The organism is Winogradskyella sediminis, assembly GCF_003387355.1.
GTDB lineage: Bacteria > Bacteroidota > Bacteroidia > Flavobacteriales > Flavobacteriaceae > Winogradskyella > Winogradskyella sediminis.
Genome location: NZ_QUNH01000003.1, coordinates 225,635 through 246,538, shown reverse-complemented (window position 1 = coordinate 246,538; position 20,904 = coordinate 225,635). Strand labels below are relative to the sequence as shown.

At 32.0% G+C, this 20,904-nt stretch carries 12 protein-coding genes; 11 read left to right on the top strand and 1 reads right to left on the bottom strand.

The window, feature by feature from the left end:
* The first annotated feature begins 37 nt into the window (after positions 1-37).
* Positions 38-1,849 carry an asparagine synthase (glutamine-hydrolyzing) gene (gene asnB, locus C8N41_RS13800; protein WP_092443102.1) on the top strand — a complete coding sequence of 604 codons (1,812 nt, stop codon included), beginning with the start codon at positions 38-40 and terminating at the stop codon, positions 1,847-1,849.
* A 75-nt stretch (positions 1,850-1,924) separates the two neighbouring features.
* Here asnB (C8N41_RS13800) and C8N41_RS13795 read toward each other — a convergent pair whose 3' ends face one another.
* Entirely contained in the window at positions 1,925-7,546 is a 5,622-nt protein-coding gene (locus tag C8N41_RS13795) for a T9SS type A sorting domain-containing protein (RefSeq protein WP_115839707.1), read from the bottom strand.
* Between the two features lie 564 nt (positions 7,547-8,110).
* Here C8N41_RS13795 and murJ point away from each other — a divergent pair.
* The 10 genes from murJ (at position 8,111) to C8N41_RS13745 (ending at position 20,894) form a co-directional block, all read left to right on the top strand.
* On the top strand, positions 8,111-9,442 hold the full coding sequence (gene murJ, locus C8N41_RS13790) for a murein biosynthesis integral membrane protein MurJ (protein WP_092443106.1): 1,332 nt from the start codon (positions 8,111-8,113) through the stop codon (positions 9,440-9,442).
* Entirely contained in the window at positions 9,442-10,503 is a 1,062-nt protein-coding gene (locus C8N41_RS13785; RefSeq protein ID WP_115839706.1) for a glycosyltransferase family 4 protein, read from the top strand. Before murJ ends, C8N41_RS13785 begins: the two co-directional genes overlap by 1 nt.
* Positions 10,504-10,505: 2 nt before the next feature.
* Positions 10,506-11,696 carry an O-antigen ligase family protein gene (locus C8N41_RS13780; RefSeq protein ID WP_115839705.1) on the top strand — a complete coding sequence of 397 codons (1,191 nt, stop codon included), beginning with the start codon at positions 10,506-10,508 and terminating at the stop codon, positions 11,694-11,696.
* Positions 11,697-12,015: 319 nt separating this feature from the next.
* Positions 12,016-13,449 (top strand): MBOAT family O-acyltransferase, encoded by a 1,434-nt coding sequence (locus C8N41_RS13775; protein WP_115839704.1) that lies wholly within the window; start codon positions 12,016-12,018, stop codon positions 13,447-13,449.
* Positions 13,450-14,421, top strand: coding sequence for a hypothetical protein (locus tag C8N41_RS13770; RefSeq protein ID WP_115839703.1), 972 nt, complete (start codon positions 13,450-13,452; stop codon positions 14,419-14,421).
* A 12-nt stretch (positions 14,422-14,433) separates the two neighbouring features.
* Positions 14,434-15,867: an MBOAT family O-acyltransferase gene (locus C8N41_RS13765; protein WP_115839702.1), complete on the top strand. Its 1,434-nt coding sequence runs from the start codon at positions 14,434-14,436 to the stop codon at positions 15,865-15,867.
* A gap of 2 nt (positions 15,868-15,869) precedes the next feature.
* Positions 15,870-16,817, top strand: a complete 948-nt coding sequence (locus tag C8N41_RS13760) for a hypothetical protein (protein WP_115839701.1) — start codon at positions 15,870-15,872, stop codon at positions 16,815-16,817.
* A gap of 3 nt (positions 16,818-16,820) precedes the next feature.
* A complete protein-coding gene (gene asnB, locus C8N41_RS13755) occupies positions 16,821-18,668 on the top strand; it encodes an asparagine synthase (glutamine-hydrolyzing) (protein ID WP_115839700.1) in 1,848 nt (615 codons plus the stop codon).
* Complete coding sequence (locus tag C8N41_RS13750) at positions 18,655-19,752, top strand: glycosyltransferase (protein WP_115839699.1); 1,098 nt, start codon at positions 18,655-18,657, stop codon at positions 19,750-19,752. Before asnB (C8N41_RS13755) ends, C8N41_RS13750 begins: the two co-directional genes overlap by 14 nt.
* Positions 19,749-20,894, top strand: a complete 1,146-nt coding sequence (locus C8N41_RS13745; protein ID WP_115839698.1) for a glycosyltransferase — start codon at positions 19,749-19,751, stop codon at positions 20,892-20,894. Before C8N41_RS13750 ends, C8N41_RS13745 begins: the two co-directional genes overlap by 4 nt.
* The last annotated feature ends 10 nt before the right edge of the window (positions 20,895-20,904 follow it).

Below are 20,904 nucleotides of genomic sequence, written 5' to 3'. Positions count from 1 at the left end.
TCTTTTTTTACATAGTAGTAATAATAACATTCATAATATGTGCGGTATATATCTGACTAATATTCCTTTTGATAATGAGGAAATTACATCTAAATTAAATTCAATTTCTTTTAGAGGTCCAGATTATACTGGAATTGAAAAAGTAAATGATCTTACCTTTGGACATTTACGCTTATCTATATTAGACCTAGATCCACGTTCTAATCAACCAATGTTTTTTAAAAATTTAACTATTGTTTTTAATGGTGAAATTTATAATTATATAAGTATAAGAGAAGAACTTACAGCCCTTGGTTATAAATTTAAAACAGAAAGCGATACCGAGGTATTATTAATTGGCTATAAACATTGGGGAAAATCCATTTTAGACAAAATAAATGGAATGTTTGCCTTTTCAATATACGATTCCAAAACAAATATTCTGTTTTCTGCAAGAGATAGGCTTGGTGTTAAACCCTTTTATTATTACTGGGAAAATGGAAAAATTGAAATCTGTAGCCAAATTAAACCCATGCTCTCAGGTAAAAAGGTCAATGACGATGCTATTTCCATGTTTTTAGATTGCATGTTTATACCGAGTCCTTATACTATTGCCAAAAATATTTACAAACTTCCTCCAGGAAATTATATGGAAATTGACTTCAATAACAATTCACTACAGACCTTTAGTTATTGGAATTTAAAACCGGTTAAAATTAAAGACATTTCATATGAAGATGCAAAACATGAATTACACAAACTTTTATTAGATGCCGTAAAAATACGTCTACAATCTGACGTACCTATTGGTTCATTCTTATCAGGAGGTATTGACTCCGCACTTGTGTCTAGTATTGCTGCAAAGGTTTCAAAATCTAAAATAAACACTTTTTCAATAGGTTTCGATGACCCTAAATATGATGAAAGCAAAATAGCGGAACAGTATGCTAAAATCTTAAACACAACACATACTACAACGATTTGCAATGCTAGTGACATACTTCACCTTATCCCAAAACTCACGGATGTATATGACGAACCATTTGCAGATAGCTCTGCCCTACCTTCTCTTTTACTAAACAAGGTAACTAAACAATACGTAACTGTTGCTCTATCTGGAGATGGAGGCGATGAGAGTTTTATTGGCTATGAGCATTTTGACTCCTTAGTTCGGAATAAAAGAATCATGGATATACCTTATATACTGAGAAAGTTTATTGCCAATTCCGGACTATTAAAGCTATTTGGAATGGATTCTTATAGAATTAAAAATGCTTTATATACAAAAAGTAGAAATGATTTTATTGAGAATATTTTTTCAAGAAAAGGTTTTCTATTAAACGAGAAAAAGCAAGAATACATGAAGCACTACCAAGGTTATAAATCTTGGTCTGATATATTTTTACAAAAAGCCGCGGATTTAAATATTAAATTATGGTTAGAGAATGACAGTAATGTTAAAGTAGACAGAGCTAGTATGGCTTATTCCGTAGAAGTTAGAAGCCCTTTTTTGGACTACAGAGTTATAGAGTTTGCAAGATCATTACCAATGCATTTTAAGTATGAAAAAGGACGTCAAAAAAAGATATTACGAGACATTCTAAAAGAATATATACCTGAAAGCGTGTTCGACCAACCTAAACGTGGATTTGCTGTTCCTATAGGTGAATGGATGCGCAAAGAATTGAAGGAAGAATTTTTAGAAGCTTTAAATGATGATTTTCTAAATAGTGTTCCTAACCTGAATGTAAAAAAGTTTAAAAACTTATTAATAGATCATATGGAGGGTAATGAAGATCACACTGCTAATGTTTGGAAATTATATGTATTAAGCAAGTGGTATAAAGAATTTGGATTTGGCTCAAATTAACCGAATTCGATTATAAAAAAAAGCACCAAAATCCATATTGATTTTGGTGCTTTTATATTCAATAATAGTGTTTTCTTATTCTACAATTAACTTTTTAGTCATAGCTTTATCTTTGCTAATAAGTCTCACAAAATATACACCAGACTGAAATGAGCTAATTCCTATTTGAGACGTTGTAGAGTAACTTGAATTCTCATTAGCCACTTTTATTTGCTTTACTAACTTTCCTGTAACATCGTAGATAGTTATATCAGAAACATTTACCGTTCCTGATATTTTTACATTTACCATATCTGATGCCGGATTAGGATAAACATCAAAATTTAACTCTTCCTCTTCTTCTTCAATCGGTTGTGTAGAGTCTATAGCACAATTAAGATCAACTTCTACTCTAACTGTAGCTTCATCAAAGTCTAGAGCATTAAATACGGTTACGGTGTAATCCGTAGTTTCTGTTGGCGAAACCGTAATCGTAGGAGTCGTTTCTCCGGTACTCCAAACGTAGTCATCTCCTCCCGTAGCCGTTAAAGTTGTTAGATCATTTAAACAAATTGAAACATCTTGGCCTGCATCCGCTACTACTGGTTGTAGTACATTCACCGTAACTTGCTTATCGTCATAACACTCACCTACAAAGCCTCTAACCTCATAAGTTGTTGTTGTCGACGGACTTACTGCAATATTAGGTTGAGTAGCACCATTAGTCCATTGATAAGAATTAGCTCCAGAAACTGATAATGTTACAAAGTCTCCATTCAATATATCTACACTGTCTCCATTCTCGATAACAACATCTGGACTCGGATCTACATATACCACAACATCATCTGTATCAGTCTGCTCCCCTAAAGTAACGGTTACGGAATAGGTTGATGTCGACATCGGATTTACAACAATACTTTGAGTTGTCTCTCCTGTACTCCACAAGTAACTATCTCCTTCGTTTGCGGTTAAAACTACTTCATAACTTTGATTATCGCAAACACGCGTATCAGAACCTGCAGATGCTCTAAACAATGGCGATACTGTAACGGTTACTTCTTTTAACTCACTAGTACATGAATTTGTCATTCCAATAACATTATAAGTTGTGGTTACAGCAGGACTTACAATAATAGTATTTGATGTCTCACCTGTATTCCATACATAAGTTTCAGCTCCGCTTACTGATAAGCTTGTACTTTCCCCTTCAACAATTGTAATATTTTCACTTACAGATATTATTGGTAAATCATTAACGGTCACTATCACACTATCAGTATCCGAGTTACCAAAACTATCTGTTACGGTCACCGTATACGTTGTGGTTTGAGTAGGACTAACCGTTATTGATGCACTTGCATCACCTGTATTCCACTCATAATCAACACCTCCTGATGCCGTTAATGTTACACTTTCTCCATTACATATTGAAACATCACTTCCTGCATCAGCTATGACGTCTGCAACAACACTTACTGTAACATGTTCAGTAACTTCACAACCTGTTGCAGAGTAACCTGTAACCGCATAAATTGTTGTTTCTAATGGACTAACCGTAATAGTACTAGAAGTGTCACCTGTACTCCACTGGTACGTCTCTGCTCCACTAACAATAAGGTTAATACTTTCTCCTTCAGTAATGGTTACATCTTCAGATATGGTTAAAATTGGTAAGTCATTAACGGTCACTATGACACTATCAGAATCCGAGTTACCAAAACTATCTGTCACAGTCACCGTATACGTTGTTGTTTGAGTAGGACTAACCATTATTGATGCACTTGCATCACCTGTATTCCATTCATAATCAACACCACCTGAAGCCGTTAACGTTACGCTTTCTCCATTACATATTGAAACATCACTTCCTGCATCTGCTATGACGTCTGCAACAACACTTACTGTAACTTGTTCAGTAACTTCACAACCTGTTGCGGAGTAACCTGTAACCGTATAAATTGTTGTTTCTAATGGACTAACCGCAATAGTACTAGAAGTGTCACCTGTACTCCACTGGTACGTCTCTGCTCCACTAACAATAAGGTTAATACTTTCTCCTTCAGTAATGGTTACACCTTCAGATATGGTTAAAATTGGTAAGTCATTAACGTTCACTATGACACTATCAGAATCCGAGTTACCAAAACTATCTGTTACAGTCACCGTATACGTTGTGGTTTGAGTAGGACTAACCGTTATTGAGGCACTTGTATCACCTGTATTCCAGGAAAATTCAGTTCCACCCGAAGCCGTTAACGTTACGCTTTCTCCATTACATATAGAAACATCACTTCCTGCATCTGCAAGCACTTCCGCTATTACAGTCACTGTTATTTCTTTAGAAATTTGACAGCCATTAATTGAAAAACCTGTTACAGAATAGGTCGTTGTTTCTATAGGATTAACTTCTACTGCACTAGTAGTTTCGCCAGTAGACCATACGTAAGAATCAGCTCCTGAAGCTTCAATTATAGTTGAACTCCCTGAAACAATTGTAATCGCATCACTCACAGTTAACTCTGGTGCGACCATAACAAATACTGCAACATCATCCGTAGCAGAACAATCATTTGCAAACACTTCTACTGTATAAATAGTATCTTCATTAGGGGTTACATTTATTGTTGAAGTTGTTTCACCAGTACTCCATAAGTAAGAATCTCCACCTTCTGCTACCAGCTCAACGGATTCGCCTTGACATATTATTTTATCTTCACCTGCAAATGCTATGGGAAGAGAGTTTACTGTAATCGTAACATCATCTGTATCCGAATTTCCAAACCCATCTGTTACTGTAACGGTGTAAGTCGCAGTTTCTGTTGGTGAAAACGTTTGTGTTGCTCCTATATCACCTGTATTCCACGTGTAAGTTATTCCACCTGATGCATTTAAAATGACACTTTCACCGAGACATATTGTAACATCATTTCCGGCATTCGCCACTAAATCTTCAATCACAGTAACAACTACTTCAGCTACACTTTGACAACCTGCTTCCGAAAATCCTGTAACGGTATAGGTTGTTGTCACATCTGGACTAACTGTGATTTCTGAAGTAGATTCGCCTGTACTCCACAAGTATGTATTTCCGCCAGTCGCGGTAAGTGTTACGGAATTACCAATCATTACAAAAAGATCTTCATTTATTGAAATATTTGGTAAATCATTTACAAAAACAGTAACGTCATCAGTATCGGTAAAACCAAATTCATCTTCTACAGTAACAGTATAGGTTGTTGTCTCATTTGGACTTACATTTAACTCAGGACCAGTATCTCCGGTATTCCATAAATAAGTTGATCCTCCTATAGCCGTTAAAGTTACGGTCTCACCAAAACATATCGTTTGGTCATTACCAGCATTAGCAATAAGTTCTGGTATAACCGTTACAGTAACCTCTGCGTTACTCGTACAACCATTTGGCCCTACCGCGTTTACCGTATATGTAGTAGTACTTAAAGGAGTTACAGTGATAGAATCTGTAGTTTCGCCTGTACTCCACTCATATGTATCGCTTCCACTTACAGTTAACAGAGCAGATTCACCTTCAACGATAACTAAATCTTCTGTGATTGTTAATATTGGAGCAGTATTAACAAATACAGTGACATCATCTAAATTAGAACAAGTATCATTACTTACTTCTACACTATAGGTAGTTTCTTCATTAGGACTAACCTCAATTGATGCAGTAGTTTCTCCCGTATTCCATAGATATGAAATTCCACCAGTAGCTGTTAAGGTAATAGAATCTCCTGCACATATAGTTTGATCTTCTCCTGCATTAGCTGTTGGCATAGCGTTAACCATTACAGTAACAGTAGCATCTTCAGATTGTCCATTATCATCAGATACTGTAACTGTATATGTTGTTGTAGATTCAGGTGTTACATTTATGCTATTGCTAGTTTCACCTGTGTTCCAAATATAATTTGTACCGCCACTGGCAGTAAGGGTAATACTTTCACCTTCACAGATCTGTTGGTCTTCACCTGCGCTCGGTTCGAGCGCCTCATAAAAAACCGTTATTTCAGATGTATCTGTATATCCTCCATCTGAAGCTGTGAATGTAATAGTCACTTGTCCATTAGAAATAGGAGTTACAAGTCCATTTGCATCAACAACAGCAATAGTTTCATCGCTAGAACTCCATGTTCCATTTTGATTGGTTGTATTATCTGGAATAAAACCAGCGGTTAGTTGAAGTGTTTCTGGAATAAATATTTCTGCCGTCGAAGGTGTAACCACAACACTTTCTAATGCTGTTATTTCATTAGATCTATCTACGCCATTTAAGTATTCTTCTAGCCAAGTATAACCACTTGGTGCTATGTCGTTATGATCTTGTCCTTCTGGCACATTAGCCTGAAACCAAACTTCTGGAATATGTGGATTTGACACATAGAAATCGGATGGTCTGCTGTTTTGAGGTATCGCTGGGTAAGGAATTTCACTTCTAGGAAAATATGTGAAATTATTTGAGTCGTAGCTTTCAAAAGTATCATTCTGTATCATTAAAATATCAGCTTCATCTTTTAAATCTAAATACTCATTAACAGTACCATTCGCATTTAAGGTTTTATTAGCACCCACATCGCTTAAGACATCAACATAGGCTTGGTTTGCTGTTTTTATTGTAAACTCAGCTCCCACTAATGGAAATTGAGTACTTGCAAAAAATTGACTTGCAACCGGATTTCCTTCAGGAAAAGCTGCATGAGAACCAGCGAAATATTGCCACATATCAGAATCGTCTTCCTGAGGAGTCTCTCTTTGTCCTGTAATCACACTTCCAGTTGTATAAATCAATGGGCTGTCTGTCAATTGAACTTGCAATTTGTGTAATCTTGAAATAATTTCTGTATTTCCAGGAAACCAACCTGCTCTCCTTAATCCTTCATTAGAAGGCTTATAATAATTATTGATAATATTATAATTACCATTTCCTGTAACTCTAACTAGACGATTGTTCCAATTATAAACCACATTATTAACGACATCGATTTGACCGTTTGTATCTGCAGTAGTATTTGGGAATCTATGAGAAATACCACTTATGGCATTATTGGTAAAAGTAAAACTTCCGGTCGCTGATTTGTCTCCCATTAATGAACCGGTTTTACTGTCTTGAATAAAACAATTCTGAATGGTAATATTGTTCGAAGATGTAGGAGTAGCTGAAGCACTTACATCTAACCCTTCGTCATTACCATGACTAAATGTACAATGATCATAAATAACAGTATCAGAACCTAATAACCAAATCGCATCAGAATTAGGATGTGGCGAATTGTTTCTAAATCTTAAAAATCTTAAGATTACATTATCGACCTCATTTATAATAAAAAAGCTTGTTTTTATTGTAATTCCTCCATTTGGTGCGGTTTGCCCTGCAATTGTTAAGTCATCAAACTGAGATCCCGAAATTAAAGTCTCGTAATCACCCATTGCTGTGGCATCTATTTCGCCACTTACATCAAATACTATTGTTCTTGGACCTGGTGTAGTAATTGCTTCTTTTAAACTACCTGGCCCATCCCAATCTAATGTGGTAACATGAATAACTTGACCACCTCTACCTCCTGATGCATAGGCTCCTGCGCCTTTTGCTGTAGGGAAAGCTAATTGTTGTGCTGATATATTTGTTAAAGAAAATAATATGAATAATATTGGTAATATACCAATCGCTGTTGGGGACGTATTAAAAATTTTCATAAATTCTTAGGGCATTTTAATTAAGTAGGTTCGGCAATCTATAAAATTAAAATGTATTTTTTTAGTTTAAAGGATTAATTATTCGTCAAAATGCATTATAATGCTTAATTATTCGTTAAAATGTGTTCTTTTGTAGGTTTTTAAATACAAAAAAATGTATTCAAATTTCATAAACTTATATACGGTTTAATTTTATATCTAGATGTTTGTCATCGAGACATTTAACACTTTAACGGATTTTATTACAAAAAAGCTTTTTCAATAAGTCGTCCTTTATAATAAATAGTGATGTTGAATCGAAAAAAATAAACTCATATAGTTCATATTTGAAAATACTTAAAATAGTAACATTGTAGTTAAACCGAAATCTATTGAGTTTATATAATAATAATCTGAGTTTCAATTATTTTTTTCATATTTGTGACCTTATAATTATTATGCCTAAATAAACTTTAACCTACAGTAACTAATATCATCACGTCAAAATATAATCGACCTTATTGTATAATGTTTGACGCGGTTAAGTTTATTTACCAATAATTAGAAGGCATTAGTTAACTGAAAATGTTAGTAAAGAAACTCTTAGAAAAAGCAAACATTGCACTACAGAATCCCATCTTTAAAAGTATGGCAATTGTAGCCGTAATTACCTTTCTTATAAAAGGGGTTGCATTTTATAAGGAAACTATTATTGCTGGTAGTTTTGGACTAGACGTCGTCATTGACACTTTTATCATTGCTTCTCTGATACCTACTTTTATAAATAGCGTATTTATTAGTTCACTTACAAACTTATTTATACCAAATTATATAGCTGAATTAAAAAATGAAGGTAATAGGTCTAGCTTTCAAAGTGTTGTTTTCCTGATAACCATTGGCATTGCAATTGTATCTATATTATTCTCATATTTATCGATAGATCTTATTTTAGATATTATTTACCCTAATCAACCAGAAGCGAATTACCAACTAGTGAAAGACCAACTACATGTTATTTTACCATGTTTAATATTTTGGGCTATAGAGTCTGTACTTGTTGGGCTACTAGAAGTTGAAAATCGCTTTTTAATATCTACGGTATATGGACTATTTCCATTATTAACAATGATTCTCTTTCTTTTCTTATTTTTAGACGAATTAGGTCCTATGGTTTTGGCATACGGAACAATAGCTGGTACTCTTGTTGGTTTTATATTTTTATTATATTTCTCTATTAGATACAGAGTAATAGCAATAGGAAAGCCTATTTTAAATAATAACTCAAGATTAATGATAAGGCAACTACCTCCTAAAGTATCTTCTGGTTTTCTCTCAGCTATGAATAATTTTGTAGATCAATTTTTTGCAGGTCAATTAATTGTAGGGTCATTAGCAGCTTTAAGTTACGCCAATAGAATTCCTGCCTTTGGTGTTGCTATTGTAATTATGTCTCTAGGAAATGTGCTATTACCTCATTTTTCGAGATTAGTTATTGAAGATATTAAAAAGGCCTACCTGTATTTATTTAAAATATTAAAATGGGTATTTCTAGGAGTACTAGTAGCTACTTTAATTGGAATATTTATCTCAGATTGGATTATTGAACTCTGGTTAGAAAGAGATCAATTTACTCATGACGATACATTAAAAGTATCTGCTATTCAACAAATTTTGTTTCTGAATGTTCCTTTCTATCTTTGCACCTTAATAATTGTTAAATTCTTAACAAGTATTAATAAAAACAGCTTTATGGCTTGGATATCTCTAGTAAATCTCATTATTAATATCATATTAAACATTATTTTAATTAAATATTATGGAGTTTATGGATTAGCAATGAGCACGTCTTTGGTATTTATTATAAGTAGTTGTTTCTATTTTGGATACACATATAAACAATATAAAAAACTAATCTAATGAAAATAGATTTTGTTGTTAACTCTCTAGCTTCGGGAGGTGCAGAACGTGTATTGGTTATACTCGCTGATCATTTCAAAGTTAAAGGGCATGAAGTATCCATTATAACTTTTAACGAACCAGATGTCTGGCAACCGGGAAAGGATATTAAACGCATTAGACTTCATCATGGAAAGATTAAAAATCACATGGTAAGAAGTTTAAAAAATTTGGCACATTATTATTATTCCAAAAAAAATAGACCAGATGTTTTAATTTCCTTTATGATTCACACAAATTTAATAGGAACGCTTATAAGTAAACTTTATGGAATAAAACTAATTGCTTCCGAACACAACAACCACCTAGAAGAGACAGATTTTATTGGCAAAATAACTAGAAAGTATGCCTATAGATATAGTAACGCTTTAACAGTACTTACCAGTTTTGATAAGGATTTTTATGAACAGAGAAATGTCAATACGTTTGTTATGCCCAACCCTTGTTCCTTTGATGTTTTTAAAGAAAAAAGCAGAGATCGAAATAAGACTATCTTAGCAGTTGGATCACTTAACCGATATCACCATAAGGGATTTGATAATTTGATAAGATTAATTGGACCTATTTTAGCAAATTATCCTCATTGGAAATTAAAAATTGTTGGCGGAGGTGAAGAAGGAACACAATATTTAAAGAACCTTGTAAAAAAAGAAAACTTAGAAGACAAAGTGATATTTGAAGGTTTTTCTAATGAGGTTTCTAAAATTATGAGAGATTCTGAAATTTACATCATGACTTCTAGATTTGAAGGTTTACCAATGGTATTACTAGAAGCTATGTCACAAGGTATGGCCTGTATTTCTTATGATTGTATTTCTGGACCTTCAGAAATCATAACTCATAACGTTAATGGTATTTTGGTTGAAGATCAGAATATGGAATTAATGAGCATAGAATTAGATAAATTAATAAAAAATCCAAAAAAAAGAATAGAATTAGCTAGACAAGGCATAAAATCATTAGATCGGTATAATATTGAAACCATTTATTCTAAGTATCTAGAAATTTTTGAAGCGCTATAAAAATGAAAAACAAATTAACTATACACCTTTGTTTTTTAGTACCTTTTGTTATTACTGTACTCAACCTTCAGGTTTTAGTAACGATGTTTATTTCTACAGTACTAGCGCAGATAATAGCATATTTTTGTTTAGGTTTAATTCTATTAGGAATCGTTTTAACCCTAAGAAACAGAGGTGAGTTCTCAAGAACAGCGAGACTCTGGATTTATTTTTACATAATTTATTTTGTCATTGCCATTTTTTCTGGAGCAATGCATAACAATTACACAAATATTGTAGCGAGTACAATTCCTTTTTTCTACGTATTAGGATTTTACTACTATCTCAGTTTGCCTGAGAACCGAAAGGTATTTGAAAAAACAGCTATAATTTCACTAATCTTATCTTGCCTTACGTGTATTTATTTTAATAGCATAAATTTTGATCTCGATGTTCAAGGAGTGGGAGAATATGTGGTAGATAGAGCTCAAGGTGTATATGGAGATGCCAATAACATGGCTTTAGTTACGGTACTTACTTTTATTTTTATTTATAAAGTTTATAATCCTCAGAAAATAATCTTTAAAATTCTTAAAATAGGCATATTAGCAGTTGTATTCTATAGCTTGTTTATTACCTTTTCTACTACAGGACTCTCGGTATTTATTATTTCTTTAGTAATACTGAACAGTAAATTTTTTACTGGATTAAAACTCATATTTGGAATTTGCTTGTTACCCATAGTATACCTTTTGCTCTTAAACTTAAACAGTCTCACAGCCAATATGGACTTAGTAGGACAACAAAGAGATAAAATTAATAACCTAGTGAATGTTTTGTCATTAAATTTTGAGGAAATTGATGATTCAGGACGAAGTGAATTAGTAGCAGAGGTTTTGCATTATATTTATAAAAATCCACTTATGGGTAACGGTGTTGACTTTGGAGCTCTTCATCAAACGCATAATACATTTATTGCTATTTGGGCAGATGCTGGAATTTTTGTTTTACTATTCTTTATAATTATGCTGGGTGTCTACTATCATAGAGCCTTTTCATGTTCAGAAAACATAAGATATTTTGTTCTCCCAATGCTACTAGCCATGTGCGTGTTTATGCTGAGTTTACATAGTGTAATCAACCAACCATACCTTATGGCTATTTTTGTTTATCTAGGTTACCTCATCGATGACGAGACCGTAGAATTCACCTAAAACATACTTTACCTATATACCCTGCATATTAACACGGTTATTGTGCAAATTGTATACCAACAACAATGTTTAATTATAAGTGTTAAATTCTTTTTCCTAAAAAGGAATTAACCGATGAGTTTAGTTAATTTCAATACAATAAAGTGACGTCGCAAATAATTACATTTTAACCGTTTAGTTTATTTTCACCACCATAATATGTAGATAATACCTTATAATTGTAAGTTCAAAGAATTATTTTGACATTACAATTATTAACTATCATATTTACCTGACGCAATTATGATTTAGCATAAAAACGACTCAAATTTAACCAACTATGCTTTTTAACTCGCTTGATTTTTTTTTATTTCTACCGATAGTTTTTATTCTTTATTGGTTTGTATTTAATAAAAATTTGAAGCACCAAAACTTTCTTATTGTAATTGCCAGCTATGTTTTTTATGGATGGTGGGATTGGAGATTTCTTTCGCTCATTATATTTAGTTCATTTATTGATTATGGTATTGGAGTACTATTAAGTAAGGAAAACAAACAAGTAAAACGTAAATTGTTACTCTGGACGAGTATCTGCATTAACATTGGTTTTTTAGGCTTCTTTAAATATTATAACTTTTTTGTTGAGAGCTTTATAGCTTCATTTTCATTCTTCGGATCCGAAATTAGCCCTAATACATTAAACATCATTCTACCAGTAGGTATTAGTTTTTATACGTTTCAAACTTTAAGCTATACTATAGATGTCTATAAAAAACGTCTAAAACCGACTCAAAACATTATTGCTTTTTTTGCATTTGTTAGTTTTTTTCCTCAATTAGTGGCTGGCCCTATTGAGAGAGCAACCCATTTATTACCACAGTTTTATAGTAAACGTCAATTTGATTACGCTAATGCTGTTAACGGAATGCGCCAAGTAATTTGGGGTTTATTTAAAAAAGTGGTCATTGCAGACAATTGTGCAAAATACGCTAATATTATATTTAATAACTCAGATGACTATTCAGGAAGCACTTTACTTTTAGGAGCCTTTCTATTTGCCTTTCAAATTTATGGTGATTTCTCTGGATATTCAGATATTGCCATAGGTGTGTCTAGATTTTTTGGATTCAACCTAAAACAAAATTTTGCTTTCCCATATTTTTCCAGAGATATAGCTGAATTCTGGAGGCGTTGGCACATCTCTTTATCTACTTGGTTCAGGGATTATATATATATTCCCCTAGGTGGTAGTAGAGGAAGCCTAAACAAAAAAATTAGAAATGTATTTATTATATTTCTTGTCAGTGGTTTTTGGCATGGAGCAAATTGGACATTTATTATTTGGGGAGGTTTAAATGCTCTGTATTTTTTACCTCTATTACTTACAAATAAAAATAGAGTAAATACTGATATCGTTGCAGAAAACAAATTACTCCCTAGCTTTAAAGAAATTTTACAAATGACAAATACCTTTTTTATAACCTTATTAGCATGGGTATTTTTTAGAGCAGATTCTGTAACACACGCCATAGAATATTTACAAAGTATATTTACTGTTTCACTGTTTTCTAAACCAGCTATCATACCTTTTACAGTTTTATTCTTGGTTTTAGTATTTATGATAATAGAATGGTTAGGAAGACATGGAGAATATGCATTAGAGAGAGTAGATAAAATAAATAAACCATTACGATGGTCTTTATATATGGTACTAATTATGCTAATGTTTCTTTTCACAGGAGAAGAACAAGCATTTATTTATTTTCAGTTTTAAATGAAAAAATTCTTAAAACAGTTTGCTTTAGGTTTATTAGTATTTATAATTTTAAATACCATAATAGCAATACTCTATGAGTATCCTACTTACAAATCTGTAAAAAATAAAACCAATAGAAATTACCTAAAGTGGGAAGCAATTCATAATAACAAAAACACTTTCGATCTAATTTTAATTGGCACAAGCAGGTGTTATGCGTCATTTAATCCAATAATTATTGATTCAGTTTTAAATACCAACTCGTATAATATGGCAACCTCTGCCCAAGACATTGCAGAAACCTATTATTCGTTACAAGAAATATTTGAATATCAAAATCCTAAATATATTGTTTTAGATATGTTTTTTGAGGCGTCTGATGAGTCATACGATTATTACCAGACGTTTTCAAATAGCTCATTCTTTAACTCTAAGAAAAGGCAATTAAATCTCATTTACGAAGGCTATGGCAACAGCGGAATTTTAAATTATAGTATTCCCGTTGTAAAGTTCAAGAACTATATTAAGCAAGATATTGCAGGGATTTTATCTAAAAATAAATCTTTGAGAAAAGAAGACAATTGGATAAAAGGATATTTGTATGACACAACTATTGTCAGTGATACTCAAATATCAAATTACGAACCCATTGCAAACTTCTCTACATCGTCCTTCAATAGAGACCGATTTAACACGTATTTTAATAAAATACAAGCATTGGTAAGTTCTAATAATGCAAAATTAATTTGTGTTAGAACCGCTTACCCTCCAACAAGATTAGAATTAACTGACCCTGATGATGAAGCTATTTTTTTTGATTCTTACTTAGCTGAACAACAAGTTCCTTTTTTTGACTTAAACACATATAAGGATGATCAGTACCTATATAATGATAAAGATTTCGCAGATTATCACCACCTAAACTATAAAGGTGCTAAAAAAGCGAGTATGCAGCTTGTAGAAGCATTAAAACAAACGAAAAACAACTAGTAAAGCGATAACATGCTATTCAATTCTTTAGAGTTCTTTATATTTCTTCCTATAGTTTTCGGACTATATTGGGTAATTGGTGGTAAACGTATTAAATCACAAAACGTATTAATAGCTCTTGCTAGCTATGTATTTTATGGTTGGTGGGATTGGAGGTTTCTATCTCTTATTCTCTTTAGTACTTTAGTAGATTATTCCATAGGTTTGGCACTTGGCAAAAAAGAGAAACTAAAGACTCGTAAAATTTTATTATGGATTAGCATATGTGTTAACCTAGGTTTCTTAGGCTTCTTTAAATATTATAATTTCTTTATTGATAGCTTAATAGACTCATTTACATTTTTCGGATCTGAATTGAGCATAAATACATTAAATATTATATTACCTGTTGGTATTAGCTTCTATACTTTTCAAACATTGAGTTACACAATTGATGTTTATAATAAAAAACTAGAGCCAACTAAAGACTTTGTTGGTTTTATGGCTTTTGTTAGCTTTTTCCCGCAATTAGTTGCAGGACCCATTGAAAGAGCAACCAATCTCCTACCTCAATTTTCTATTGAACGAAAATTTAATTACAAAAATGCAGTAGATGGTCTACGTCAAGTACTTTGGGGTTTATTTAAAAAAATTGTAATTGCTGATAATTGCGCAAAATATGCTAATATTATTTTTAATAACCACACAGAATACAATGGTAGTACATTGTTACTTGGTGCTTTTTTCTTTGCTTTTCAAATTTATGGTGATTTTTCAGGGTATTCAGATATTGCTATTGGTGTTTCTAGATTATTTGGTTTTAATTTAAAAAGAAATTTTGCCTTTCCATATTTTTCTAGAGATATAGCAGAATTTTGGAGACGTTGGCATATTTCTCTTTCTACTTGGTTTAGAGATTATCTTTATATTCCTTTAGGAGGCAGTAGAGGTGGGCTAAAGATGAAGATTAGAAATACCTTTATTATTTTTATTGTTAGCGGTTTTTGGCATGGAGCAAACTGGACCTTTATAATCTGGGGAGCCTTAAATGCACTCTACTTTTTACCATTATTACTAACTAAAAAAAATAGAATCAATACTAATTTAGTTGCTGAAGGAAAATATTTCCCAACCCTAAAAGAACTAAGACAAATGGCATTCACGTTCTTTATCACACTTATTGCATGGGTGTTTTTTAGAGCCGATTCAGTTGCTCACGCTTTTTCTTACTTATATAATATGTTTGATACATCACTCTTTTCTGAAATTGAAGTATTGCCATCAACAATATTAACCTTAGTATTATTTTTTATTGCTACTGAATGGCTAGGAAGAAGTGGACAGTATGCTATTGAAAAAATTGATTTTATGAAAAAACCAATTCGTTGGGCTTTTTATATTCTACTTATTATATTGATGTTTAGTTTTACAGGTGAAGAACAACAATTTATATATTTTCAGTTTTAACTATGAGAAAATTACTAATAAATATAAGTCTGTTCTTTCTTATTGCCATTATTATTGGTGAAATCGTGGTAAGAGTTACACATGCTATGTCAGATATTCCGCAAAGAACTATAGACGAACATGGCATTCAAAAATATATTCCTAACCAAGAGGGTTATTGGAAAGGAGGTGATCACAAATGGTTAATTAACAAATTGGGATGGCCTGGCGTATTACCAGAGAGCAATAAAAATCTTATCATGGTAATTGGCGATTCATTTATTGAAAATTTTATGAACCCTAACGAATGTCATCAATCTGCTTACTTAAAAAGTAACATGAATGATTATAATTTTATGGAAGCGAGTCGTTCGGGAGTATCCTTTATTGAAGCGATGGAAATAACAAAACAAATGGATTCATTAAACCCAATTCATTCTTTAATTTATCTAGATGATGACGATTTCTATGAGAGTATAACACAAATAAAACCTATGAGCGATATCACTCAATTAGATATAGAAACAAATACCATTAAATATGGTGAAATGAAATCCCCAGGTTTAAAAAAAATATTATACACATGGAAGTTAATGTATTATTTCTATAATAGATTTTCATTAGGAAGTTTATTTCAACCAGAAACATTAAACGATAATTCTAAGGTAAAAGAACCAGAATTTACAACAGAAGTCATTAAATTAATTGATTATGTAAAACAAAATTACGTCACTATAAACAAAACATTAGTATTTCATCCTAACTCAAAAAAATCATTTATTGAGATTTGTAAATCTGCAGGTTTCAACACCATCCTTTTAGATTCTAGTAATGATGACTCTTGGACTTTTGATTATGATAGTCATTGGACCTGTTATGGACACAAAAGAGCTGCTGAACAAATAAGCAATCACCTCTTAAACAGTAATAATCAAGGGATTTTAAATAACTTTAATATTATTAAGAAATAAATTATGTGCGGAATTTACGGAAGTACAATATTATATACAGAATCTCAAGTTAAAGATAAACTACAACGCACAGCTTTTAGAGGTCCTGACCAAATGGGAAGTCAATTTTATAAATCAGATCATTACGCGATTGCCCTTGGACACAACAGGCTATCTATTATAGATTTAGACGCTAGATCTAATCAGCCACTCTCATACTTAGAACATATTGAAATCGTTTTTAATGGTGAAATTTATAATTTTAAAGACATTAAAGAGAGTCTTCATAAAAAGGGATATACTTTTAAAACAACAAGCGATACCGAAGTTATATGTGCTGCATATTTAGAATATGGAGAGGACTGTGTTAATCATTTTAATGGCATGTTTGCCTTTGTGATTTACGACAAAATAAAACATCAATTTTTTGGTGCTCGAGACAGACTTGGTCAAAAACCTTTTTATTATTACCATAATGGCAAAGATTTTGAATTTGCTAGTCAAGTATCATCAATTCAGTTATACAATAACGATTTAAGTATTTCTGAACATGCTATACACACCTATTTAACTTGGGGCACTATACCAGACCCCTTATCTATTTTTAATAAAATACATAAACTATTACCAGGCTATTCGTTTATATATGATTTAAAAACAGGCGATTTTAAGTCAAAGCGATATTGGGACATTGACACTACTAATAAAAACAAGTTTACTGGAAGTTACAATGAGGCCCAAACAGAACTCAAAAAACTACTGTCTAATGCGGTTAAAATTAGGATGTTTGCCGACGTACCCGTTGGAGTCTTTCTTTCAGGTGGCGTAGACTCTTCAATCGTTGCTGCTATGGCAGCAAACACCTACGAAGGAAAAATAAAAACATTCTCGGTAAAGTTTAATGACAAAGGTTTTGATGAAAGTGTATATGCTGCAAAAGTTGCTAACCACTTACAGACAGAACATAATATTATAGAATGTAATTATAATGAAGGCCTAGACTTAATTGATAACTTCCATCATTATTATGATGAACCTTTTGCTGATTCTTCCGCAATTCCTTCAATGTTATTAGCTAAACACACTAAAAAACAGGTTACGGTTGCAATTTCAGGAGATGCAGGTGACGAAAGTTTTTCTGGTTATCATCGTTACAATTGGATTAATCAAGGGGCAATGTTTATGCATATACCCTATCCTGTTAGACTCATATTATCTAAGTTAACAGCACTTGCTCCTCATTATAGATTAAAAATAATTTCAGAATACATGGCTTTTAGATCCATTGAATCCATATATATAGATTCAATGACAGATTATAGCCTTTCTACTCGCGAAGACAATAAAAGTCTTATTGAAGTAAATGAACTCAAATATCTTATAAATAAAAACAAAAACTTATTAGAAAGAGTATCTGATTTTGATCTAAAGACTTATTTAAATTGGGACATAAACACAAAAGTAGACAGAGCTTCAATGGCTTATTCTCTAGAAGCCAGAGCACCATTAATGGATTATAGAATTGTAGAGTTTGCACGTTCTTTACCAACAGAATTCAAATTTAAACGAAACAATCAAAAGAGAATTCTAAAAGATGTTTTATACCAATTTGTACCAAAACAGTATTTTGATCGACCTAAGGCTGGTTTTGCCATTCCTTTTGAAAATTGGTTTAGAACCGATTTAAAAGATTACGTACTGACTGAGCTTAGTAAAGAAGGCCTACAAGAAATACCTGGCATTAATGTGAGTGACGTTACTAATCGTATAACCAAACATATGAATGGAAGCGCTAATAACTATGATTTAATTTGGAAATTATTAGTGCTAAAGCAATGGTTAAAAAACAACAAAGGTTATGAAATCAGATAAGATAAATATCACATTTGCTCTTCCCAATTTATTACCTGGTGGTGCTGAGCGCGTTATGTCATATATCGCTCAAAACATTGATTCTAGAAAATTTAAATCAACACTACTTATTGTGGGTTACTCAAAAGATGCCTCATATGATATTAAAAACATTGATGTTGTATTTTTAGAAAAACCAAGAGTATCTAAAGGTGTTGTAGCATTATTTAAATACATTCAAAATCACAAACCAGACATCTTAGTTAGCGCCATTGGTCACTTAAACACGGTTACAGCTTATTTTTCCTTAATCTTTCCCAAAACCATTTTTATTGCAAGAGAGGTTAATGTTTTAAGTGTCTTAGCCAACTACGAAAACCAAGGTAAATCTTCTCCTTTTGATTTTATCTCAGAAAAGCGGTTCAATTTTTTCAATAAAGTGATTTGTCAATCTCAAGATATGCTAGATGACTTTCATAAAAACTTTAATATTAAAAAAAATAAGCTCGTTGTAATTAACAATCCCATTACAGATAATTTTAAAGTTAAAAATCAAAAAAGTAAGAATGAGCCTATACGATTTATTACTGTCGCCAGATTTGACTTGGAAAAAGGCCACCACAGAATACTAGAAGCTTTATCACAAGTCAACTTTGACTTCCACTACACTCTAATTGGAAAAGGAGTACTTTATGACGATATTTTTAAATTAATTCACCTCTATAATTTAAAAGAGAAAATATCTCATATCCCTTTCACTAAAGAAGTTGAAAAATATTTAGCCGAAAGTGATTTATATTTACAAGCCTCATACACAGAAGGATTTCCTAACTCTATTATAGAAAGCTGTATGGTTGGTACACCTGTGCTAGCCATTGATGCACCAGGCGGAATTAATGAAATAATTTATCCAGATGTAAATGGTAAAATAGTATCTAATGTCGGTGAATTTGTTTCAGAGTTAGAAAATATCAACTCTAATTTCATATTTAATGCAAAAGCTGTTAGTGCTACAGTAAGTGATAGATATAGTCGTGAAACTATTTTATCAAAATACGAAGATTTATTTACAAACGTTTACGACCAAAGATTTAGTAAAAGGTGAAATTAGGCATTCTTATATACTCATTGTCAGGAGGTGGTGCAGAACGTGTAGTATCTCACTTAACTTCATATTGTTTTAAAAATAATATTGATGTAGAATTGATATTAATGAATACTAATATAGAATTTGAACTACCTGTAGGCCTCAAAATTCATTTCATAGAAAAATCTCAAGGGAATGAAAACGGCATTATGAAAGCCATAAAAATCCCTATTTTAGCGTATAAATACTCAAGACTTGTCAAAAAATTAAAACTAACACATAGTTTAAGTTTCTTAACAAGACCTTCATTTATTAATATTCTGGCTCGTAAATTATCATTCTATAATTTTAAAGTTATCACCAACGAAAGGGCTTTTCCTAGCCTTCAATATAGTTACAAAGGCTTTCAATCTACTTTTAATAAAACCCTTATAAAATCTCTATATAAGAAATCTGATTTAGTTATTTCAAATTCATTTGAAAATGCTAAAGATTTATTAGACAATTTCGAAGTACCTAAGGAAAAATTAAAAGTCATTCATAACCCTATAGATTTAGAAAAAATTAGGGCTATAAATACAAAAACATCTTTTTTTGACACTACTTTATTTAATATGATTACAGTCGGTCGATTAGACAAAGGAAAAAATCACGAATTATTAATTAAAGCAGTACATCAATTACAAAATCCTTTAATACGTTTATACATTTTTGGAGTTGGCGATATGCTACTTGAGTTAGAACAACTCATTGCGCAACTAAAACTTACTAACCAAATTATTCTAATGGGCTTTGACCCAAACCCTTATCAATACCTAAAAGCCGCAAATTTATTTATATTTGGATCCAACCACGAAGGTTTCCCTAATGTTATACTTGAAGCAATGGCATGCGAACTACCTATTTTAACAACCAATTGTCAATCTGGCCCTAGTGAAATTATGAAATTAGAAACTTTTAAAGAAGATTTAATGATTACAGATTATGGCATTTTAGTCCCAATTAAAAATATAGCATTAATGACTAAGGGCATTAAATATTTTGTAGATCACCCAGATTATACATTGCATTGTAAACAAAATAATATAAGTCGAGTTAAGGATTTCAAAAAAGATAAAATTTTAAAAGAATACATAGACTTAATCAAAACCACAACCTAAGCATACCAAA